Raw genomic sequence first — 22,189 nt, 5'->3', positions numbered from 1 at the left:
AAAAATGACTTACAATGCAGGAAATTATGATGTCATTGTTGTTGGAGCCGGTCATGCCGGAATAGAAGCAGCGCATGCTTCTGCCCGGATGGGAGCAAAAACATTAATGCTGACATTGAACTTAGATATGATCGCTTTTATGCCTTGTAACCCATCCATCGGTGGACCTGCAAAGGGTATTGTGGTACGTGAAATTGATGCACTCGGCGGAATTATGGGGAAAATCATTGATAAAAGCTATATTCAAATGCGGATGCTGAATACCGGGAAAGGCCCGGCTGTGCAGGCCTTGCGTGCGCAGGCTGATAAACCGGTATATATGCAGGAAGTGAAGAATCTCGTTGAAAACGAAAAAAACTTAACTGTCCGTCAGGGAATGGTTAATTCTCTTATTGTAGAGGATGGTATTTGTAAAGGGGTTATCACAGAAACAAAAGCCGCTTACTATGCAAAATCTGTCATTGTCACTACCGGAACATTTATGCGCGGTAAAGTGCTGATGGGAGATTTAGAATATGAAAGTGGTCCAAATAACCAGCGTGTATCGATTAAATTATCGGAAAACCTGGAAGAGCTTGGTTTTAACCTGACACGTTTTAAAACTGGTACACCGCCGCGTGTAAACAGTCATACGATTGATTATTCAAAAACAGAAATTCAGCCGGGGGATGAGAACCCGAAAAGCTTCTCTTATGAAACGACAGAAGTTATTGAGGATCAAATTCCTTGCTGGTTAACGTATACAAATGAATTTACACACCAGGTAATTAATGAAAACCTGACATTATCTGCAATGTATTCCGGAATGAAACGCGGAACAGGTCCAAGATACTGTCCATCTATTGAAGATAAAATTGTCCGTTTTAATGATAAACCGCGACATCAGATTTTCTTAGAGCCGGAAGGAAGAAATACAGAAGAGGTCTATGTACAGGGGCTATCCACCTCTTTACCGGAATCTGTTCAGCATGAAATGGTAAAATCCGTTCCAGGTCTGGAAAATGCAGAAATTATGCGGGCAGGTTATGCGATTGAGTATGATGCCGTAGTGCCGACACAGCTTTGGCCAACATTGGAAACAAAACGTTTACCAGGCCTATTCACTGCCGGCCAGATTAACGGAACTTCAGGCTATGAAGAAGCAGCCGGACAAGGTTTGATGGCTGGAATGAACGCTGCAGCAAAAGTAACAGGTAAAGAACCAATTATCTTAGACCGTTCACAAGCGTATATCGGAGTTATGATTGATGACTTAGTAACAAAAGGAACAAATGAACCTTATCGTTTACTGACATCACGTGCAGAATACCGTTTATTGCTGCGTCATGATAATGCTGATCTACGTCTTACAGATATTGGATACAACTATGGCCTAATTTCGGAGGAAAGATATACAGCTTTCACTGTGAAAAAAGAACAGGTGGAAGCTGAGAAGAAACGTTTAAATAAAATTGTTGTCAAACCGACAGAAGAAGTACAAAATGTCATGAAATCTGCCGGAGCTGTGCCGATGAAGGAAGCAGTTAAAGCATACGATTTATTAAAACGCCCTGAATTAACGTATGAGCATGTGGAGAAAATGATTGAAAAAGGCGAGAATATCAGTGAGGATGTAAAAGAACAGGTAGCTATTCAAATTAAGTATGAAGGCTATATTAAAAAAGCAAGAGAGCAAGTAGCAAGAATGCTTAAAATGGAGGATAAGAAAATCCCTGCAGATATTGATTATACTGCTATCAACGGGATTGCAACAGAAGCGATTGAGAAGTTGAAAAAAGTACGTCCGCTGTCTGTTGGCCAGGCATCCAGAATTTCAGGAGTAAATCCTGCTGATATTTCCATCCTTCTTGTTTATATTGAACAAGGAAATATTGCCCGAATTGCAAATTAAATGAAGAAAATAGCGGCGTTATAGACACGTCGCTATTTTTCTAAATTGTATCGTGCTTTCTATTTTGATACATAAATATAAGAAGAGAATGGTAAAGGAGACTATTATGAAACCAGAACAATTCGCACAAAAATTGGAAGAAAAAGGGATAATATTGAATGAAGCACAGCAAAGAGCATTTGATATTTATTTCAAGGAGCTTGTTGAATGGAATGAAAAAATAAATTTAACAGCAATTACTGAAGAAGAGGAAGTGTATGAAAAGCATTTCTATGATTGTATTACTGCGGCTTTTTACACAGATATGACCCAGGAACTTTCTATTTGTGATATTGGCGCAGGTGCAGGATTTCCCAGTATTCCATTGAAAATATGCTTTCCGCATCTAAAAGTAACAATCATTGATTCCTTGAAAAAAAGGATTACTTTCCTAAATCATTTAGCGAATAAACTGGAATTAACGAACGTCGCATTTTACCATGATCGTGCTGAAAATGCCGGGAAAAATGAGGTATTCCGCGAACAATATGATTTAGTAACTGCAAGAGCAGTAGCCAGAATGTCTGTATTAAGTGAATTATGTCTCCCATTTGTAAAAAAAGGCGGTTATTTTATCGCCATGAAAGGATCACAGGCAAAAGAAGAACTCAAGGCAGGGAAAGCTTCGATTGAATTGCTTGGCGGGGAAGTAGAGTCCATTGATACATTTTCACTTCCTCAGGATACGGGCGAACGTTCTATTATTAAAGTAGCTAAAAAACGGAAGACACCGAAAAAATATCCCAGAAAAGCAGGTTTGCCGAATAAAGAACCGATTGAATAAATGCTTTCTGACAAGAGATAAAATTTTTTGAGCGGTTAAATAGATACTCTTTCGATAATTTAAACTCATTTTATATTTTTTCAGCGGCAGGTATGGTAAAATAAAACTATACATATCGATTGTTCGTTGTTGTATTGTATGAAGTATAGATGATATTATAGGAATGTTATAAGTGTGGATTTACGATGTACGTGGAGAGCGCTTCAAGGGTTTCTGGATGATGAAGCGGCGAGGCAATTTCTTTCTACTGGAATTTCCCGGCTGAGTTGGGGAATGTAGAAGTCACCAAAATATGATGCCTTCATCTTCAAGACTCAATTCAGCTCTTTTTGAACATGCACTTATAGCGTACAAATTTACTAAATATTTATTTAAGAATTGCAGAGGATTCTTGTTAAAATGCAGATTATTGATACCGGGCTTTATTTATTTTAAATATAGGAGAAATGATAAAGTAACGAGTTAATATAAATAATGTTTCACGTGAAACATTATTTTTTAAGTGAAGATCAGGTATGAATTTAACATGAACAAGCTTTGATAAAAGAATTATTATGTAAAGCTTTGAGCTTTTATTTTATATAGATGGAATAATGAATAGTTTGCTAATTTTAGAAGGTGGTGTCAGCAAGTGGTGAGTCCTTTTAATCGGATATTTGGAAAAAGCGATAAGGATCCAATTGATACGGACAAGGTTTCCTATTCTTCAGATGAAGTGATTCAACTCGATATCGATAAAATCCAGGCCAATCGCTACCAGCCACGAACGATTTTTCAGGAAGAGAAGATAAAAGAGTTAGCTCAAACCATACACACACATGGGATGATCCAGCCGATTGTCGTTCGTAAAATAGATGACGATTCTTTCGAATTAATTGCAGGGGAAAGAAGATGGCGGGCGGTTCAGCATTTAGGCTGGAAGAAAGTGTCCGCAATTATCCGTGAAATGAGCGATACAGAAACAGCCTCTGTTGCGCTGATTGAAAATTTACAACGTGAAGAACTGACTGTCATTGAAGAAGCTATCGCATATAATAAGCTGCTTGAGCTGCATGATTTGACGCAGGAAGCATTGGCACAGCGTCTTGGTAAAAATCAGTCTACAATTGCAAACAAGCTGCGGCTATTGAAGCTGCCGAAAGAGGTACAGGATGCTTTGCTGGGAAAATTAATTACAGAAAGGCATGCCCGTGCTTTAATTAAGTTAAAGGATGAGGAGCAGCAGCTTCTTGTGTTAAAAGAGGTTCTTGAAAAAGAATGGAATGTGAAACAAACAGAAGAGCGAATTGCTAAAATCAATGAACCAAAAGAAGAAAAGCAGAAGCCAAAGCCTAAATTAAAAGGTATTAATAAAGACGTCCGGATTGCTATGAATACGATTAGGCAGTCACTCAGTATGGTATCAGATACTGGCGTTGATGTGGAATCAGACGAACAGGAACTGGATGATTATTATCAAATAACTATCAAAATACCTAAACAAAAGTAGTTGCAGTATTATCGCATTTATGTCATTTTTAGCCCATCTTAAATTGAGATGGGTATTTATTTTGAAGAGAATTAATATATAATAGGGTATGTTAATTGTTTATATAAGAATTTGAAGATGGTACTTTGGATAATTCTATATTAAAATTAAATTAAAATTTACTAGAAAGCATCGAAATTTATAAAAAAATGCTATGATAGTGAATAGAGAAGTGATTGCTCAAGTTTTTTTTAATCAAGAAAGATTTGAACAACCTCCGAGTAAGGTAGGTGTGAACATGGGGAAAATTATATCCATCGCAAATCAAAAAGGTGGCGTTGGAAAAACAACATCGTCTGTAAATGTCAGCGCTTGTTTAGCTTCACTGGGGAATAAGGTATTACTCGTTGATACAGATCCTCAAGGAAATGCAACGAGTGGAGTCGGCGTTAATAAGGCAGATGTTAATCAATGTATCTACAATGTGTTAGTAGAGGATACTCCAGCAGAAGATGTCATTGTTTCTTCAAATTTAGAGAACTTGGATATTATTCCTGCTACGATACAGCTGGCAGGATCAGAAATTGAACTTGTTCCCATTATATCAAGAGAAATACGATTGAAATCTGCATTAGGTGAGATAAAAGATCAGTATGATTATATTATTATTGATTGTCCTCCATCATTAGGGTTATTGACAATTAATGCATTGACCGCTTCAGATACTGTAATGATCCCGGTACAATGTGAGTATTATGCATTAGAAGGACTGAGTCAGTTATTAAATACGATAAGATTGGTGCAAAAGCATTTAAATAAAGAATTAATGATTGAAGGTGTTCTTTTAACAATGCTGGATGCACGTACTAATCTTGGAATTCAAGTTATTGAAGAAGTTAAAAAATATTTCCAGGATAAAGTATTCGAAACAATTATTCCAAGAAATGTTCGTTTAGGTGAAGCACCAAGTCATGGTCAGCCCATTATCTCCTATGACCCCAAATCCCGCGGTGCAGAGGTATATCTTGATTTAGCGAAGGAAGTGATGACAAATGCAGAGAGGGTTAGGTAAAGGGATTAATGCGTTGTTTCCAGAAGTCGAAAAAGACAATAAAGATAGTATTCAAGAGATTGAAATATCTAAATGCCGTCCCAATCCTTATCAGCCAAGAAAGAGCTTTCAAGCAGACTCTATTGAAGAGTTAAAGGATTCTATCAAAGAATATGGTGTCATTCAGCCAATTATTGTAAGAAAAAGTCTCAAAGGCTATGAAATTGTTGTCGGGGAAAGAAGATACCGGGCAGCGAAAGAAGCTGGGCTCGAGACAATTCCTGCTATCGTCCGGGAATTAACGGATGAACGTATGATGGAAATTGCGTTATTAGAAAACCTTCAACGTGAGAACCTGACTCCAATTGAAGAAGCACAAGCCTACGCAAATTTAGTAGAGAAGCTGAATATCACACAGCATATACTCTCTGAAAGATTAGGAAAAAGCCGTTCACATATTGCGAATATGATTCGTTTATTATCATTGCCTGAAGAAGTTATTGCCTATATTAATAATGGGGAGCTTTCGATGGGGCATGGCCGGGCGCTTCTCGGATTAAAGACGCAGGAAACTATTCTTGCTTTGGCGAATAAGATACGCAAAGAGAAGTTAAATGTAAGGCAAGTAGAAAAGCTTATAATAGAAATGAACGAAAAACAGGCGAAGAAACAGAAGAAGAAGCCTAAAAAAGATATATTTATCCAAGAAAGAGAAACGGTGCTTCGTGATGCCCTTGGAACAGCCGTTCATATTCATAAAGGAAAGCAAAAGGGAAAAATTGAAATTGAATTTTATAATGATGATGATTTAAATCGGATTCTGGAATACCTTGAAAAATAAAAAATAGCCGGTATATTCTCTCTATATTTTATATGAGAATATACCGGTTTTTTGGTTCTATATAGTATATTACTCAACTTTCACACCTGAGAATAAGTCTCTATACCTTACCATTCCAAGATAAACATGTTCTTTATTATCCTGCTTGCATTTCGTTAAATTATCTTACTGTTGTTGAAATCGAGATTGTGTATAGCGCCGCTCCGACCAACCACTACGCTTTCCGGCGGGGTGAGTAATCGCAACCCCGGGAGTCACGGGTTTAGCCTGTGAACCACTTAGGAGTCTACGTGGTTGGTCTGCGCTCAGTTAGATTTCTACAGCGAATGAAAGACTTTGTGGATTTTCATCAGCTACAAGTAAAAGAATATTAAAGGAATTAAGAAACCAGGAAAAAATAATTCTGGTAGGACAAAATAAATCCAGTAAATATAAATTAAAGGAATGAGCCGCAAATTAAAAATTTAAGCTGACTTAATACAGATAATGAACAAAATGTAAAATAAAATATAGACTGAATAATTAGTAAGACAGGATAAGGTTAACTATCCTGTCTTATTTTATATATAAATTTTTTGGCAGCTTGACTATTCTGATAATAATTCTTTCACAGCACTGTTGTAAGCGATAACTGTAATATAATGGATTTAAAGTTTCCTTAAGGAAAAATAATAGACAAGATAAAATTTACTTGACAAAATGAAATATACTGCATAAAGTAGGTGGTAGATAATAAAGTTTACCTTGAGCAAAAAACGAGGGAGGAAGAAAGATGAAGAGAGCTTGGAAGGGAATACTGGGCATTGCTATACTAATGGGGGTATTATTATTAGCAGCTTGCGGCTCAGAGAATGATGAAGGAGAAGAAGGCGCTGCGGATGGTGAACCGATTGAAGTGGTGACAACTATTGCACAAATCGGAGAGCCTATATCTGAAATCGGCGGCGATCTTGTTAATGTAGAAAGCCTGATGGGACCTTCAGTTGACCCGCATTTATATGATCCTACAGAAAGCGATATATCAAAATTGCAAGGAGCAGATGTTGTATTATATAGCGGTTTAAATTTAGAAGCTAATATGGTTGAACCGTTAGAGTCTATCGGCCAAGAAAAGCCGGTGTTGGCAATTGCTGATACGTTACCGGAAGATGAGCTGTTGACGGATGAAGAAGGGGCGACTGACCCGCATGTATGGTTCGATTATGAATTATGGCAGCAGGCACTGGATGCAGGTGTGGAGGAGTTAAAAGAATACGCTCCAGAATATGCTGATCAGCTCGAAGAAAATAAACAGGCATATTTTGAAAAACTGGAAGCATTAGGAGAAGAAACAGAAAAATTACAAGACATTCCTGAAGATCAGCGTTATCTTGTCACTGCACATGATGCCTTTAGTTATTTTGGAAGAATGAATGACATTGAAGTGGTGGGCTTGCAAGGGATAAGCACAGAAAGTGAAGCAGGGGTTTCTGATGTTAACGATACAATAGCTACGATTGTAGAACATCATGTTCCAGCTATCTTTGTAGAAAGCAGTGTCAATCAGGATACAATAAATGCAGTAATCGAAGGAGCTGCTAATCAAGGTGTTGATGTTGAAATCGGAGGAGAATTATACTCTGATGCAATGGGAGAAGAAGGTACAGCAGAAGGTACTTATATCGGAATGTATGAACACAATATAAATACAATTTATGATGCATTATCTGGAGGAGATGAGTAAAGTGTTATCATCTGTTATACATGTGGATGATTTATCAGCTTCCTACCAAAAAAATAAAGTATTAAATGATGTAAGCTTTGAAGTGAAGAAAGGAACGATTACAGCAATTGTCGGTCCTAACGGCGCCGGCAAGTCAACATTAATTAAGACTATGTTAGGGCTCCATCCAAAGCTGACTGGAAATGTCAGCTTTTGGGGCAATTCTTTTAAAGCTGCAAAGAAGAAAATCGGTTATGTTCCTCAGCGCGGATCGGTTGACTGGGATTTTCCTACGGATGCGCTGGACGTGGTAACGATGGGTCTATATGGAAAGATTGGCTGGTTCCGGATTCCTTCAAAAAAAGATAAAGAAAAAGCAATGAATGCCTTAAAGAAGATGGGCATGGAATCTTACGCACATCGTCAGATCAGTCAGTTGTCAGGCGGACAGCAGCAGCGTGTGTTTTTAGCGCGGGCACTGGCTCAAGATGCGGAGCTATACTTTATGGATGAACCATTGGCAGGGGTAGATGCATCTACAGAAAAAGCGATTATGACTATTTTAAAAGAATTAAAAAGCAATGGAAAGACTGTTTTAGTCGTCCATCATGATTTACAAACTGTCCCGGAATATTTTGACCATGTTTTATTTTTAAATAAAACAGTATACGCACATGGTGAAACAGAAGAAGTATTCACAAAAGACAATATTGCAACAACGTATGGTGGAGATATGCAATGGGTTGGAAAGGGAGATCAGTATGTTATCCAATCTACTTCACATTAATACGCTTTGGGTGATGGCAAGTACAATGATTTTGGGAATTGCTGCCGGAGGGATTGGCTGTTTAGCTTATTGGAAGAGACAAAATCTGATGAGTGACGCCTTGTCCCATGCGGCCCTCCCCGGGGTTGTTGTAGCTTTCTTGATTATTCAGGAAAAAAATCTGTTATTGCTTGTCATTGGTGCTGCGCTTAGTGCTCTGTTGGGAGCATTCTTTATTCAATGGTTTACGAGTGCAAGCCGAATTACAGAAGACACAGCTATGGGGATGACATTATCCGTCTTTTACGGTGTCGGAGTGATGCTTTTGGCAATTGCCAACCGTTCTCCCGGAGGAAATCAGAGTGGATTAAATAACTTTATTTACGGGCAGGCTGCGGCAATGGTACGTTCCGATGTGATTACCATGGTTGTACTGGCAGCGATTGTTATTTTTATCATATTTATTGCTTTTAAGGAATGGAAATTATTTTTATTTGATCCTGATTTTGCGAAAGGTATCGGATTATCCATACGCGGTATGAATGTGCTTTATACCATTGTGCTTGTAACAACGATTGTTATTGGCATACAGGCTGTCGGTGTTATTTTAATGGCGGCTATGTTAATTATTCCAGCTGTGAGCGCAAGGTATTGGACCCATTCTTTTAAAATGATGATATTACTATCCTCCGTTATTGGGGGATTATCCGGTGCGTTTGGTACATGGGTAAGTTCAACTGGAAGCGGTCTGCCAACCGGACCATTTATCGTACTTACTTCCGCAGCAGTTTTTACTATATCCTTATTTTTCGGAAAAGAGCATGGGATTGTTATTCGATATATCCAATTTAAAATGCAGCAGCGATCCTCGCGTCTGGATCATCAGCAAGTTATGACAGGGAAAGGAGGAAGATCACAATGAGCTACTCCATGTGGATTATTTTAACAGCTTCTCTGGTTGGTTTATCCTGCGGGTTGATTGGGGTCTTCCTTATTCTTAGAAAACAGGCCATGATGGCAGATGGAATCAGCCATACTGTATTATTAGGCATTGTATTAGCTTATATGGTCACACAGGAGGTCAGCGGGCCAGCAATGCTGATAGGTGGTATTTTTGCAGGTATCCTTACTGCGTTCCTGGTCCAAACATTATCCAGCTTGAAGGTTCGGCATGATGCCTCGTTAGGTATTGTGTTTACGTCGCTGTTTGCTATTGGTGTTATTCTGATCTCTACCTCGGTTGGTAACGTCCATTTAGATGTAAAACACGCTCTGATGGGGGAGATTACATTTATTCCATTTACAACGATGGATCTTCCACTGATTGGATCTATTCCCAAAGCGACAGCATTACTTTTACTCGTACTGTTAGTAGTAATTTTCTTTATTGTTGCTTTTTATAAAGAATGGAAAATTACTTCCTTTGATGCGGCGCTGGCAGCGAGCTTAGGAATTCCGGTGATATTCTTTCACTATTTATTTATGACGCTTGTATCGGTAACAACGGTTGCTTCCTTTGACGCAGTCGGTGCTATACTCGTGGTTGCGATGCTGATTACACCTGCAGCGGCAGCTTATCTATGGACAGATAAGTTAATCGTGATGCTGTTTCTCAGCGGCGGATTCGGTGTATTATCCGCTATTATCGGTTATTGGATTGCTACATGGCTGGATACATCCATTTCCGGCTCCATGGCACTTGCGACAGGATGTATCTTTTTCGTAACCTTCCTGCTCTCGCCAAAGCATGGTCTGGTTTCAAGGTGGGTCCGGCCGGCAGAGCTTAGAGAAGAACAGGAAGCATAAAATATTTTGTGAAATAAAGGAATTTCATATCTGAGACAGGATATGGAATTCCTTTTTTATTTGCTATACTATTTATAAAAGAAAAATAGCGGGAGAAATCAGTGTATGGCGAAAATTTTAGTAATAGAAGATAATAATGAAATCAATCATCTGATAGCAGACCTGTTATCAGAGAGCTATCATGTGGCAGGAGCGTATTCTGGAACAGAAGGATTACTATTATTTCAACAGGAATCTCCTGATTTGGTTTTACTGGATATCATGCTGCCAGGGAAAAATGGAGATCAAGTATTATCAGAGATTCGCAAAACCAGTCAAGTGCCTGTGATTATGCTGACGGCTTTAGGGGAGAAAAGGCTTGTCAGTGAATATTTGCTGAATGGGGCCAATGATTATATTACGAAGCCATTTGACGATGATGAACTATTGGCCAGAGTGATGGTCCAGTTACGCCATTTCAGACAGGAATCCAAAGCAGATCGATTACGGCCTGTAAAAAATATTGTTGTAGATATGGCTAATTTTGAAATCTTGCGTGAAGGGGAAAGTGTGCGTCTTGGTAAAAAAGAATTTGAGATTTTAACATATCTATTAGCACACCCGAACCAGATTTTTACGAAAGAGCAATTATACGAAGCAATTTGGAAGGAGAGCTATTTGCCGGGAGATAATTCTTTAAATGCGCAGCTGAGTAATTTGCGGAAAAAGATTGCTGTGTTAGATTCAGAAGAAGAATATATTGAAACTATCTGGGGGCTTGGTGTACGTCTGGCTGGTGATCAGAGGTGATAATGGTAATTGTATTAGCGATTGGTTTATGCTTCTTTTTTGCCTTTCTCTATTTTCGGCAAAAAAATGCTCTGAAAAGATTATTGCTGGATATAGAAGCGAAGAAAGTCTCTGAAACCAATTTGCTGTTAACAAGTAAAACACAGAATATGGAAGTGGAGAAAGTAATAAATACGTTTAACCAGCTTTTTGAAGAGCTGAGAGAGACGAAAGTAGACAGCCGGCAAGAACAGGAGACTTTAAAATTAGCTCTTCACAACATTACCCATGATATTCGTACACCGTTGACAGTCGCCAGAGGTTATACGCAGCAGCTTTTGAGAAAGAACACAAACGATCAGGAAATATTAGCAAAAATTCAAGATAATATACGCACGGTTTCCGCCCGCTTAGATATTTTATTAGAATACCAAAATCTATTAGAGCAATCTGTTCAACCAGTGTTTCAGCCTGTGAATCTGACAGAGCTTGTTAAACAGGAGCTGTTGCAATTTTATGATGCGCTTAATGAAAAGCAGTTTGAAGTAAAGGTCGATCTTGAACAAGCCTTTACGATTACAAATGATGCCGATTTATTAAAGCGAATTATGCAAAATATTTTTGGGAATGTTCTAAAACATGGGAGAGATTGTTTACAGGTTCAAGTAAATGGAACACAAGAGAGAGTCCAGGTAGAAGTAAGCAATCGAGAAAGAAAACCCATTAAAAATTTAGAAAAGCTGACGACGCGTTTCTATTCAGAAAACATGTCCAAAACAGAGGATTCCTCTGGATTAGGTTTATATATTGCAAGAGAACTGACCGAATTAACCGGCGGCCGCCTGGTTATTCAAGAGAAAGAAGATTTATTTGTGGTAATTTTAGATTGGCTACATGGATAAAAGCAGGGGAGGCGGGCAGAGTTGAATAAAAAAATAAAGTTCTATGGTTTCTGGCAAACCATAGAACTTTATTTCCTTTATAATCCGAATATCCTTCTTATAAGCTTTTATGGCGAAAAGCCTGATAAGCAGTATAACTCATAACAATGATAACACCTGAGCTGAAGCAAAGGAAAACCGGCCAGGAAAAATCCGGTAAGTTACGTACCCAGGCAAAATTTATTCCAAATTGAAAGTCGAAATATTTCAGCCAGCCGATGTTGAAAAGGGCACTTGAAACATTGATAATCAAGGGGATTACAATGATACTGATAACGCTGCTTACATTGGAAAACGTAATTACCAGAATGCAAAGGCCAATGATAAAAATGGCCTGGAAACCTATAAATTGGATTCCTATGGTTTGTAAAGCATTAATCCAGAAATCCTTTGGAGCGGTACCAATTCCATTCGTAACTGCAGCAGTAAGAAAAGCAGAAGTGTAATAAAAAAGAAATTGGAGGGCTGTGACGACGATGAAAATCAAGTACTTCGATCCAAAGTATTGAAGACGGGAAACACCAGAAGTCAGTTGATTTTTATAACTCTTATGAACAAAATCATACCCTGCAATCATAACGAGTAATGGCAGGCAGAAATAAATCAGGAAGCTTGCCATGCTGGAAAAAGCAATGAATGTCTGATAACTGTCCCAATCATTAGCCTGCAAACGGCTTTGCATTCCTGTTATTTCATCTGAGCTAGTCACACCTACAGTTCCTGTGGCTTCCGCTGAAACGCTGATGACGACAAATAAGATTAATAAAAACTGAGTAATATAAAATCCTTTTGTATGAAATAAACGATAAAGATCTGCACGTATCGCATTAACCATAGGTAATCTCCTCCATCCCGTCACGAACGAAGCTTGTAAAATAATTTTCTAAATCTTGTTTTTGATAATAAATCCCATCGATAGGGATTTGTTGCTGTACCAGTAAAATAACAATATGGTTGATTTGGTGAGAGTCATCGAAAATATGCATTCTATCCTTGGCAATAATCTTAACCTGATAATGATTCATTTCTTTCAATACACGGCTGGCATTATCCATCTGTGAAGTCTGTAAGACAATATATTCCTGACACAGTGTCTCAAATTCTTCTTTTGAGATTTCTTTCACTAATTCACCATAATGGATAATTCCAAAGCGGGTAGCGACATGATAAAGTTCAGATAAGATATGGCTGGAGATAATAATAGTCATCCCTTGTTCCTGCTGCAGCCGTTTTAACAGCTGGCGGAATTCTACGATGGAGAGTGGGTCTAACCCGTTAATTGGTTCATCCAGTATAAGAAAATCAGGACGGGATAAAATGGCGATAGCAATCCCCAGCTTCTGCTTCATTCCTAAAGAATAATGTTTGAATTTCTTTTTATCTTTTGGGTCCAGCCCTACGATATCCAGCGTCTCCTGGATAATAGCTTTTTCGTTGGTAATTCCCCGTAATTTGCAATAATAGGCAAGGTTTTGCCAGCCGGAAAGCGATTCATAAGCAACAGGGACTTCGATAACACTGCCGGTTCTGCGTAAAGCCTTTACCCAGCTTTTTTCTGTTGAAGCCCCGAATAAAGCAATCTGTCCACTTGTTGAATCAATCAGTTTTACAATAGATTTTAATAGTGTTGTCTTTCCCGCTCCATTTCTGCCAATTAAACCGTAAATTTCTCCTTTTTGGATGGATAAAGAAACGTTCTTAAGAGCATATTGATTTTTATATCTCTTATTTAAGTTTTTGATTTCTAATACAGTTTCCATTTTGTTTGCCTCCCATTCCTTATAGTTTATATCATAATGGGTATTTTTCAGTTTTTGCTCAATCAATTCTAAAATGTTTCTAAAAAATCACAAATTCAGGCGTGATTTCTTTTAGACTTATAATAAAGAAAAAGGATTGCAAATGAATTGAAATTTGATTATAATGCTCCTTAACTCTTTATCCGAAAGGAAGGCTTAAAAACAGGATAAAATGCTGTATCATATAAGCGTATAATTAGATGAACCAGCTACATAAATTCTTACCAAGTATAAAAAGAAACTTTAAAGCATTAGGAGTTTTACGGACTGCATAATAAAAAAGCTGAATGGTGTTTATAGACTTTTTTAGCAATATAGAAAACATAATTAAACAGAAATGTTTCACGTGGAACATTTCTCAAGTGAACCTTGTGAAGTAAGCTTTATATTGTTGTTTTACAGAGATTTTAGGCTGGGGACCGGGGATATGGTCTCCCATTCTGTCAAAACCTTTGCGGTATGGTAAAACCTCTTCAAAACAGGAGGTCTGGAAGTGGCGTTATTTGGAACAATTGTTAATTTAATATTTATTATTGTTGGAAGTATCATTGGTTTATTTTTTACAAAAATACCCGAACGATTTAAAGAAACGGTTATGAATGGAATAGGGCTTGCCATTGTATTAATTGGACTGCAAATGGCATTACAGACAGAGCAGATTATTGTTGTCCTGTTAAGCTTGTTATCAGGAGCAATTATTGGAGAAGGCTTAAAGGTAGAAGAGGGGTTAAACCGATTTGGAAAATGGATAGGCTACCGCTTTGCCACTAATGAAAATGACACAAGCATCTCTCAGGGGTTTGTTACAGCTTCACTTATATTTTGTGTTGGTGCAATGGCGATTATCGGGGCTTTAGACAGCGGTATCCGTGGAGATCATGGTATCTTAATAACAAAAGGGATTATTGATGGATTTACGGCGCTTGTATTAACTACAACACTAGGTATTGGTGTTATCTTATCAGCAATACCGGTGGTGCTTTATCAGGGAACGATTACACTTTTGGCAACACAAATTGACAAGTGGGTATCAGCTGCTTTTCTAGACGGTTTAATTGTAGAGCTCACAGCAGTTGGCGGACTGCTTATTCTGGCGATTGGCCTCAATTTATTAAATATCACCAAGATTCGTATTGGGAATTTATTACCCAGTATTTTTACAGTAGTCATTGTTTATTATGTATTTACATTATTTTAGAAGTGAAAAAAATCGGGCATCTATTGCCCGATTTTTTATTATGGTTACATCGTCTTTTCAGCTGTATGTGTAAGCACTGAACGCGTTAATTGATTATCAATTTGTTTGAGTATACCTGCTATTTCTAGAGCCATATCCATAACAAGAGACAGGCGGGTGTTTTGTAAAACAGTGTGCTCCATAAAGCCGCTGACGTTTACAACCCCTGTAATATTCATATTTCCTACCTGTGGGAGCTGTTTATTTAATGCCAAGCCGGGCTTCAGAGGCTTGTTCTCAGCAATAATACTTCCGATGGAGCTGCTCTTGCCCAGACAGGCATCAATGGCAATCAGATAAGGCTTATCATGTTCTTTATAAATGCTGTGGAGCGATTCTTGTAAATTGACAGCATGAACCGGGTTATGAACTGTCCCGTATACATGTAAATTCCTGGGCCGCATTTCCTCAAAATATGTTCCGGCGAGGGGACCTAGCGCGTCTCCTGTAGAACGATCAGTGCCAATAAAGATGGCGATATAATTATTTGCTTTCAAAGGAAACCAGGGAAATATTTGATTAGATAATGTTTTAGCTATGTCGGGTTCTTTATAATTTGCTCTGAAATGGTTTGATTGTATGCGCAGTCGGTTTTTTAGATTCATAGCAGTTCCTCCAAAATCATATTGTTACAGTATACGGTAATTTACGAAGAACTATACGTATGAATTGGAGGAAGTACTATGTGGAGAAGAGGCCTGCAATGGACGGCGTTAATTCTTGGTGCAACGATTGGTGCCGGATATGTATCCGGAAGAGAGCTGTGGCAGTTTTTTGGACATGAAAGTGGACTGGCTATTGTTATATTTTCTTTTCTTTTTTCGTTTTCCTGCTATGTGATTATGGTGATCAGCTACCAATTGAAAAGTGCTAATTATTTACCTGTTTTAGAGATTATTGCAGGAAAAAGGCTGACGAAGGCATTTGACGGATTTATTCTTCTGTATCTTTTTACGACAACGATGATTATGATTGCAGGGAGCGGCGCAACAGGGCAGGTATTTCATTTACCATATTCTGTGGGTATCGGGATTACCGGAATCGTCCTCGTGCTGTTATTTATTAAAGGAATAAAAGGCTTATTGACATTTAATGAGCTTATATTGCCCATTTTGATTGGCGGGCTTTTGTATGTGCTGGTGATTTATGTCTTTAAAGAAAATTTACAGCTGTTTGCATATTGGCATGAGCAGCGAAACTGGTTTGCTTCTTTACCTTTTACAGCGTTGAATATTCTTCCTTTAATAGCTATTTTAGGGGCGATTGGAAATAAGGTGAAAGGAAAGGGAGAAATTATTATTTGCTGTATCGGGGCGGGGCTGTGTCTGGGAGTTGTCTCGTATATTTATAATAGCAGTCTGATTCAAATTGCAGATGAAATCATTCTGTATGAGATTCCTCTGTTCGCTATTTTAAAAGAATTTCCATTAGGTATGATTCTATTTATGTCTATTCTTCTCTGGCTGGCAATTTTTACAACTGCTGCTGCGGGGATGCTGGGAATTGCTACAAGAGTGCAGTCATTTTTAAAAGAAGAAAAGCCAATGTACCTTATTGTGCTTATTTCGGTATTGCTTATGCTGCCATTGACCGGATTTGGTTTTGCCAATTTGGTAAGCTTCCTTTATCCGCTATACGGTATGCTGAATTTATATATTTTAGCCAGGCTGTTAACCTATCCATTATGGAAGAGAACAAAATAATCACTTCATTTATGAATAACATGCATATAACTTCTAACTTCTTGACAAAGGACTGTTAAAAAAACGAGGGCATTGGAGAATAGTATAATTCTGATGTTCAAAAACCTCAAAAACATATAAAATGTTAAATTTATATGTTTATTTTTTTGTAGACGGGAAAAACATTATGGTAGTATTTTTTAAACATCCACTGGAAGAACTGTTTATATGAAAGTGAAAGGAGTTATATACGCATGAACTTGAATTTTATAAGCCATCAATTTGACAAGGTATGGGATTATTTAAGCAATCCTGAATTGTGGTTAGCCGTTTTAGGAGGGGCAATCCGGATTATTTTGATTCTCCTTATTTCCTGGCTGGTTGTCGGTATTGTGCGGAAGATAGTAGATAAATTATTTGTGCAAAGGCAGCACGGGCCGATAAGGATTCCAAAACGCCGGGAAGATACACTGAAGAAATTAATTAAGAGTGTAGTAGCATATGTTGTTTACTTTATGGCACTTGTGATGATATTGGAAGTCTTTAGCTTTGAGATTGGACCGTTACTGGCCGGTGCTGGTGTTGCAGGTCTGGCAATTGGTTTCGGGGCACAGAACCTCGTCCGTGATATCATTACTGGATTCTTTATTATTTTTGAAGACCAGTTTTCTGTAGGAGATTATGTATTAGCTGCGGGAATAGAAGGAACTGTTGAAGAAATCGGATTGCGCACATCAAAAATCGTTTCCTGGACAGGAGAACTGAACATTGTCCCTAACGGAAACATTGATCAGGTAATCAATTATTCTGCCCGAAACGGTCTTTCTGTTGTTGATGTAAATGTGCCTTATGAAAGCGATGTGGCACAAGTAGAACAAATTATTCAGGAGGTAGCAGAAACACTGCCTGAGAAGTATGAGTTTATTTTGGGTGTTCCAGAGATTATTGGGGTTCAGAACCTGGATGTCTCCCACTTTGTTGTTCGTGTTATTGCTGAAACAGAACCGGTTTTCCAATGGGCAGGAGAACGGAATATCCGTAAAGAGATTCAGGACAAGCTGTATAAATCAGGTATTAAAATTCCTGCTCCCCGGATTGTCACTTATTCTGAGCAGGAAGTGGATCAATTAACACAGGAACGCCGGCAAAATCGAGGATAAACCTCTCTTAAATTTGCTATAATGGATGTAAGAGATGTTCTGAGCAATTAATTAAAGAGATGCGCAGAACCAGACAGCATTATTCAAAAAGGAGCAGGGAGTATGGATAAAGAATTTGGTTTAAATGACATTGTCCAAATGAAAAAGCCGCATCCATGCGGTGAAAACCGCTGGAAAATTATTCGGATGGGGATGGACATCCGAATAAAATGTCTTGGCTGCGGGCATAGTGTTCTTATCCCAAGAAGAGATTTTACGAAGAAGCTTAAAAAAGTTTTAGAAAAACATGAAGAATAGTAAAAAAAAGATTTTGCTTATGAAAAGACAAGAGAAAAATAAATATTTTCTTAGAAGAAAACTCAAAATAGGGTCAGAGAATGACCTTGTTTTGAGTTTTCTCATGCTTGTCTTTTTATCAGGGACTATCTATAATTGGAGTTACGAAAATGTTGACGAACGAATTGAATCCTTAAGGAGTTGGAAAAAGTAATATGGCATTAACAGCAGGAATTGTCGGTCTTCCAAATGTAGGGAAATCTACTTTATTTAATGCAATCACACAGGCTGGAGCGGAAGCAGCAAACTATCCATTTGCTACGATTGATCCGAATGTGGGGATTGTGGAGGTTCCAGACGAACGTTTAAATAAATTAACAGAGCTTGTAAAACCGAAAAAAACAGTCCCGACTGCATTTGAATTTACGGATATTGCCGGAATTGTAAAGGGCGCGAGCAAGGGAGAAGGATTAGGAAACCAGTTCTTATCCCATATCAGACAGGTAGATGCGATTTGTCAGGTGGTCCGTTGTTTTGAAGATGAGAATATTACACATGTTTCCGGGAAGGTAGACCCGATAGATGATATTGAAATCATTAATTTGGAGCTGATCCTGGCAGATCTGGAATCTGTAAACAAACGATTCCAGCGTGTGGAAAAGCTGGCGCGTCAAAAGGATAAAGAAGCGCTGGTGGAGTACGAGCTGCTGAACAAGATTAAAGAAGGCTTGGAGAATGACCAGCCGGTTCGTGCTATAGAGTTCACAGAGGAGCAGGAAAAAACGGTTAAAGGCCTTCATCTGCTAACGAGTAAGCCGACATTATATGTAGCGAATGTAAGTGAAGATGAGGTAGCAGATCCAGATTCAAATGAAAATGTTCAAAAGGTAAAAGAATATGCAGCGAATGAAAATGCAGAAGTGATTGTTGTTTGTGCACGGATTGAGGAAGAAATAGCAGAACTGGAGCCGGAAGAAAAAGAAGAATTTCTGGAAGACTTAGGTATTTCAGAATCAGGCTTAGACAAATTAATTAAGGCTTCTTATAACTTACTTGGACTGGCAACTTATTTCACAGCCGGTGAACAGGAGGTACGTGCATGGACCTTCCGTCAAGGAATAAAAGCACCACAGGCAGCGGGAATTATCCATACTGATTTTGAGCGTGGATTTATTCGTGCAGAGACTGTGTCTTATGGTGATTTAGTGGATGCGGGTAATATGGCAACTGCAAGAGAAAGAGGGAAAGTAAGACTGGAAGGAAAAGAATATATTGTCCAGGACGGTGACGTTATTCATTTCCGTTTTAATGTATAATGATGTGTTTGAATAGCTCCATGAGCCATGCGAACAGGCTTTTTAGATATTTCCTATGAAAAGAATGTCACCAGTAATAGTTGAAAAAGGTAAATCAGGTTCTCTCGAAGACTTGTCATAACATAATTTATTTGGTATAATATTGCATTGTGAGTAATTAGATAATTATTCCTTGCTCTTATGTCTGTGATTCAACGTGGAATTATGAGAGATGAGGGCCGCTAAGACCAAAAGGAGGTGTAACGGATGAGAAAATACGAAACTATGTACATCATCCGCCCAGATATCGAAGAGGAAGCACAAACTGCTTTAATCGAGCGTTTTAACAAAATCCTTACTGATAACGGAGCGGAAATCGAAAAAGTTGATGAAAAAGGCAAGAAGCGTCTTGCATATGAAATCAATGACTATCGTGATGGCTATTATGTTATTATCAATTTCCAAAGTGATGAAGCTGCAGTAAATGAGTTTGATCGCCTGGCGAAATTCAACGATGATATTATTCGTCATATGACAATTAGAGATGAAAAATAATAAGGAGTGGTTCTGATGTTAAATCGTGTCGTATTGGTTGGCAGATTAACGAGGGATCCTGATTTACGCTATACTCCAAATGGTGTGGCAGTAGCCAACTTTACTATTGCTGTTAACAGACCTTTTTCGAATCAACAGGGAGATCGCGAAGCAGATTTTATAAACTGTGTCGTTTGGCGTAGACCAGCTGAAAACCTGGCGAACTATATGAAAAAAGGGAGCTTAATTGGTGTAGATGGTCGTGTTCAAACACGTAATTTCGAAGGACAAGATGGTAAGCGGGTTTATGTAACAGAAATTGTGGCAGATAGTGTTCAATTCCTGGAGACAAAAGGTTCTCAAGGTGGCGGACAATATCAATCTGATGGCTACCAAGGTAACCAAAATAATCAGAACCAATATCAACAAAATCCATTTTCATCAAATCAAAACCAAGGTTTTAACCAAAATCAAAACCAAAATCAGGAAGATCCATTTAAAAATAATGGGGAACCGATTGATATATCCGATGATGATTTACCGTTTTAAATCGTCTTCACTAAATTAATTTAAATGAGAGTTCAAAAAGGCATTTTTAGCGGACTTTTTGAACATCCTATAAAAGGAGTGTATTCACATGGCAGCTCGTCGCGGACGTGCAAAACGTCGTAAGGTGTGTTATTTCACAGCAAATGGAATTACGCATATCGATTACAAAGATGTTGACTTGCTAAGACGTTTCGTTTCTGAACGTGGAAAAATTCTTCCTCGTCGTGTAACTGGAACTTCTGCAAAATATCAACGTAAATTGACTATTGCAATTAAACGTGCTCGTCAAATGGCTTTATTGCCATATGTAGCAGAGTAATAATAAAACCCTTAAGTTCTTATGGACTTAAGGGTTTTATTATTGATACAGGGAAAAATTATAATAGGTTTTTAACGAACCCTTCTCTGTGGATATAAGTAAATCATCCGTATCAGCAATAAAAAGGGATAAATAAAAAAGATAAATAAAAACCAATCTGGAATTGGCCAGATAAACGAAATAAGTGTAAATACCAGAATGGGGATAGTTAGTGAACAGGCAGTCAATTTCCACAATGTTCCATAGTAAAGCTTTCGGTTTGCCAGATAGACAACTCCTCTGCCTAAATAAGCAATGAATGAAATGACTCCCAGTAATAACACGGATAAAATTAAATAATAGAACATAAAGAAATAGATAAACTGGAAAATAATGTTCATTTCTCCGCCCAAGCCAGTCTGATCTGTTAACCGTGACAACAGTTCAGGTAAGGATGTTATTATAAATAAAATAAAAAGATAAATCATAATGCTATCCATTCCAATCCGGTTGATCTGAAACATGGCTTTTTTTTGTGGAAGTAAAAGGCTTTCTTTTAATATTTTTGTAAATTGCATTTTTATCATCCTTTAATTCAATTGTGCTGCTTCTGTTTCTTAATAANTGCAATTAAACGTGCTCGTCAAATGGCTTTATTGCCATATGTAGCAGAGTAATAATAAAACCCTTAAGTTCTTATGGACTTAAGGGTTTTATTATTGATACAGGGAAAAATTATAATAGGTTTTTAACGAACCCTTCTCTGTGGATATAAGTAAATCATCCGTATCAGCAATAAAAAGGGATAAATAAAAAAGATAAATAAAAACCAATCTGGAATTGGCCAGATAAACGAAATAAGTGTAAATACCAGAATGGGGATAGTTAGTGAACAGGCAGTCAATTTCCACAATGTTCCATAGTAAAGCTTTCGGTTTGCCAGATAGACAACTCCTCTGCCTAAATAAGCAATGAATGAAATGACTCCCAGTAATAACACGGATAAAATTAAATAATAGAACATAAAGAAATAGATAAACTGGAAAATAATGTTCATTTCTCCGCCCAAGCCAGTCTGATCTGTTAACCGTGACAACAGTTCAGGTAAGGATGTTATTATAAATAAAATAAAAAGATAAATCATAATGCTATCCATTCCAATCCGGTTGATCTGAAACATGGCTTTTTTTTGTGGAAGTAAAAGGCTTTCTTTTAATATTTTTGTAAATTGCATTTTTATCATCCTTTAATTCAATTGTGCTGCTTCTGTTTCTTAATAACTCAACTTTTGCACCTGATAAT

At 37.8% G+C, this 22,189-nt stretch carries 24 protein-coding genes; 19 read left to right on the top strand and 5 right to left on the bottom strand.

The genetic code is table 11. The features are described from left to right. Nucleotides 1-4 precede the first annotated feature (4 nt). The 11 genes from mnmG (at nucleotide 5) to BN1068_RS10320 (ending at nucleotide 12,018) form a co-directional block, all read left to right on the top strand. Nucleotides 5-1,891, top strand: coding sequence for a tRNA uridine-5-carboxymethylaminomethyl(34) synthesis enzyme MnmG (gene mnmG / locus BN1068_RS10370; protein WP_077602787.1), 1,887 nt, complete (start codon nucleotides 5-7; stop codon nucleotides 1,889-1,891). A gap of 106 nt (nucleotides 1,892-1,997) precedes the next feature. Continuing rightward, entirely contained in the window at nucleotides 1,998-2,714 is a 717-nt protein-coding gene (gene rsmG / locus BN1068_RS10365) for a 16S rRNA (guanine(527)-N(7))-methyltransferase RsmG (RefSeq protein ID WP_077602786.1), read from the top strand. Nucleotides 2,715-3,345: 631 nt separating this feature from the next. Continuing rightward, on the top strand, nucleotides 3,346-4,203 hold the full coding sequence (gene noc, locus BN1068_RS10360; protein ID WP_077602785.1) for a nucleoid occlusion protein: 858 nt from the start codon (nucleotides 3,346-3,348) through the stop codon (nucleotides 4,201-4,203). A 277-nt stretch (nucleotides 4,204-4,480) separates the two neighbouring features. After that, a complete protein-coding gene (locus BN1068_RS10355) occupies nucleotides 4,481-5,254 on the top strand; it encodes a ParA family protein (protein WP_077602784.1) in 774 nt (257 codons plus the stop codon). Next, nucleotides 5,235-6,074 carry a ParB/RepB/Spo0J family partition protein gene (locus BN1068_RS10350; RefSeq protein ID WP_077602783.1) on the top strand — a complete coding sequence of 280 codons (840 nt, stop codon included), beginning with the start codon at nucleotides 5,235-5,237 and terminating at the stop codon, nucleotides 6,072-6,074. The genes BN1068_RS10355 and BN1068_RS10350 overlap by 20 nt, the downstream gene beginning before the upstream one ends. Nucleotides 6,075-6,846: 772 nt before the next feature. After that, nucleotides 6,847-7,797: a metal ABC transporter solute-binding protein, Zn/Mn family gene (locus BN1068_RS10345; protein WP_077602782.1), complete on the top strand. Its 951-nt coding sequence runs from the start codon at nucleotides 6,847-6,849 to the stop codon at nucleotides 7,795-7,797. 1 nt (nucleotide 7,798) lies between these two features. Next, nucleotides 7,799-8,563 carry a metal ABC transporter ATP-binding protein gene (locus BN1068_RS10340; RefSeq protein WP_397334250.1) on the top strand — a complete coding sequence of 255 codons (765 nt, stop codon included), beginning with the start codon at nucleotides 7,799-7,801 and terminating at the stop codon, nucleotides 8,561-8,563. Then, nucleotides 8,538-9,464 carry a metal ABC transporter permease gene (locus BN1068_RS10335; RefSeq protein WP_077602780.1) on the top strand — a complete coding sequence of 309 codons (927 nt, stop codon included), beginning with the start codon at nucleotides 8,538-8,540 and terminating at the stop codon, nucleotides 9,462-9,464. Before BN1068_RS10340 ends, BN1068_RS10335 begins: the two co-directional genes overlap by 26 nt. Further along, entirely contained in the window at nucleotides 9,461-10,348 is an 888-nt protein-coding gene (locus tag BN1068_RS10330; protein ID WP_077602779.1) for a metal ABC transporter permease, read from the top strand. The genes BN1068_RS10335 and BN1068_RS10330 overlap by 4 nt, the downstream gene beginning before the upstream one ends. Nucleotides 10,349-10,453: 105 nt before the next feature. Then, a complete protein-coding gene (locus BN1068_RS10325) occupies nucleotides 10,454-11,137 on the top strand; it encodes a response regulator transcription factor (RefSeq protein ID WP_077602778.1) in 684 nt (227 codons plus the stop codon). A 2-nt stretch (nucleotides 11,138-11,139) separates the two neighbouring features. Then, complete coding sequence (locus BN1068_RS10320; protein WP_077602777.1) at nucleotides 11,140-12,018, top strand: sensor histidine kinase; 879 nt, start codon at nucleotides 11,140-11,142, stop codon at nucleotides 12,016-12,018. A 97-nt stretch (nucleotides 12,019-12,115) separates the two neighbouring features. Here the strand turns inward: BN1068_RS10320 and BN1068_RS10315 are convergent, their stop codons facing one another. Next, nucleotides 12,116-12,892: a hypothetical protein gene (locus BN1068_RS10315; RefSeq protein ID WP_077602776.1), complete on the bottom strand. Its 777-nt coding sequence runs from the start codon at nucleotides 12,890-12,892 to the stop codon at nucleotides 12,116-12,118. Then, the gene (locus BN1068_RS10310; RefSeq protein WP_077602775.1) at nucleotides 12,885-13,817 is read right to left on the bottom strand and encodes an ABC transporter ATP-binding protein; all 933 of its coding nucleotides are present in this window, start codon (nucleotides 13,815-13,817) and stop codon (nucleotides 12,885-12,887) included. Before BN1068_RS10310 ends, BN1068_RS10315 begins: the two co-directional genes overlap by 8 nt. A gap of 532 nt (nucleotides 13,818-14,349) precedes the next feature. Here BN1068_RS10310 and BN1068_RS10305 point away from each other — a divergent pair. Next, nucleotides 14,350-15,054 carry a DUF554 domain-containing protein gene (locus BN1068_RS10305; RefSeq protein WP_077602774.1) on the top strand — a complete coding sequence of 235 codons (705 nt, stop codon included), beginning with the start codon at nucleotides 14,350-14,352 and terminating at the stop codon, nucleotides 15,052-15,054. A gap of 44 nt (nucleotides 15,055-15,098) precedes the next feature. Here BN1068_RS10305 and yyaC read toward each other — a convergent pair whose 3' ends face one another. Then, entirely contained in the window at nucleotides 15,099-15,698 is a 600-nt protein-coding gene (yyaC, locus tag BN1068_RS10300; protein ID WP_077602773.1) for a spore protease YyaC, read from the bottom strand. Between the two features lie 78 nt (nucleotides 15,699-15,776). Here yyaC and BN1068_RS10295 point away from each other — a divergent pair, with 78 nt between their 5' ends. The 7 genes from BN1068_RS10295 to rpsR all read left to right on the top strand — a co-directional run bounded on the left by BN1068_RS10295 (nucleotide 15,777) and on the right by rpsR (nucleotide 20,908). Next, the gene (locus tag BN1068_RS10295) at nucleotides 15,777-16,796 is read left to right on the top strand and encodes a YkvI family membrane protein (RefSeq protein WP_077602772.1); all 1,020 of its coding nucleotides are present in this window, start codon (nucleotides 15,777-15,779) and stop codon (nucleotides 16,794-16,796) included. A 239-nt stretch (nucleotides 16,797-17,035) separates the two neighbouring features. Beyond that, on the top strand, nucleotides 17,036-17,935 hold the full coding sequence (locus BN1068_RS10290; protein ID WP_077602893.1) for a mechanosensitive ion channel family protein: 900 nt from the start codon (nucleotides 17,036-17,038) through the stop codon (nucleotides 17,933-17,935). Nucleotides 17,936-18,037: 102 nt separating this feature from the next. Next, on the top strand, nucleotides 18,038-18,232 hold the full coding sequence (locus tag BN1068_RS10285) for a DUF951 domain-containing protein (protein ID WP_077602771.1): 195 nt from the start codon (nucleotides 18,038-18,040) through the stop codon (nucleotides 18,230-18,232). Nucleotides 18,233-18,426: 194 nt separating this feature from the next. Beyond that, a complete protein-coding gene (gene ychF / locus BN1068_RS10275; RefSeq protein WP_077602769.1) occupies nucleotides 18,427-19,527 on the top strand; it encodes a redox-regulated ATPase YchF in 1,101 nt (366 codons plus the stop codon). A gap of 246 nt (nucleotides 19,528-19,773) precedes the next feature. Beyond that, nucleotides 19,774-20,061, top strand: a complete 288-nt coding sequence (rpsF, locus tag BN1068_RS10270; protein WP_077602768.1) for a 30S ribosomal protein S6 — start codon at nucleotides 19,774-19,776, stop codon at nucleotides 20,059-20,061. 15 nt (nucleotides 20,062-20,076) lie between these two features. Next, nucleotides 20,077-20,589, top strand: a complete 513-nt coding sequence (gene ssb, locus BN1068_RS10265; RefSeq protein ID WP_077602767.1) for a single-stranded DNA-binding protein — start codon at nucleotides 20,077-20,079, stop codon at nucleotides 20,587-20,589. Between the two features lie 88 nt (nucleotides 20,590-20,677). Beyond that, nucleotides 20,678-20,908 (top strand): 30S ribosomal protein S18, encoded by a 231-nt coding sequence (gene rpsR / locus BN1068_RS10260; RefSeq protein WP_077602766.1) that lies wholly within the window; start codon nucleotides 20,678-20,680, stop codon nucleotides 20,906-20,908. A gap of 71 nt (nucleotides 20,909-20,979) precedes the next feature. Here the strand turns inward: rpsR and BN1068_RS10255 are convergent, their stop codons facing one another. Further along, on the bottom strand, nucleotides 20,980-21,465 hold the full coding sequence (locus BN1068_RS10255) for a hypothetical protein (RefSeq protein ID WP_077602765.1): 486 nt from the start codon (nucleotides 21,463-21,465) through the stop codon (nucleotides 20,980-20,982). 170 nt (nucleotides 21,466-21,635) lie between these two features. Continuing rightward, nucleotides 21,636-22,121, bottom strand: a complete 486-nt coding sequence (locus BN1068_RS10250; RefSeq protein ID WP_077602765.1) for a hypothetical protein — start codon at nucleotides 22,119-22,121, stop codon at nucleotides 21,636-21,638. Nucleotides 22,122-22,189 lie beyond the last annotated feature (68 nt).

This window comes from Oceanobacillus sojae (assembly GCF_900162665.1).
Classification (GTDB): Bacteria; Bacillota; Bacilli; order Bacillales; family Amphibacillaceae; genus Oceanobacillus; species Oceanobacillus sojae_A.
This window is presented reverse-complemented; position numbering and strand designations above follow the sequence as displayed.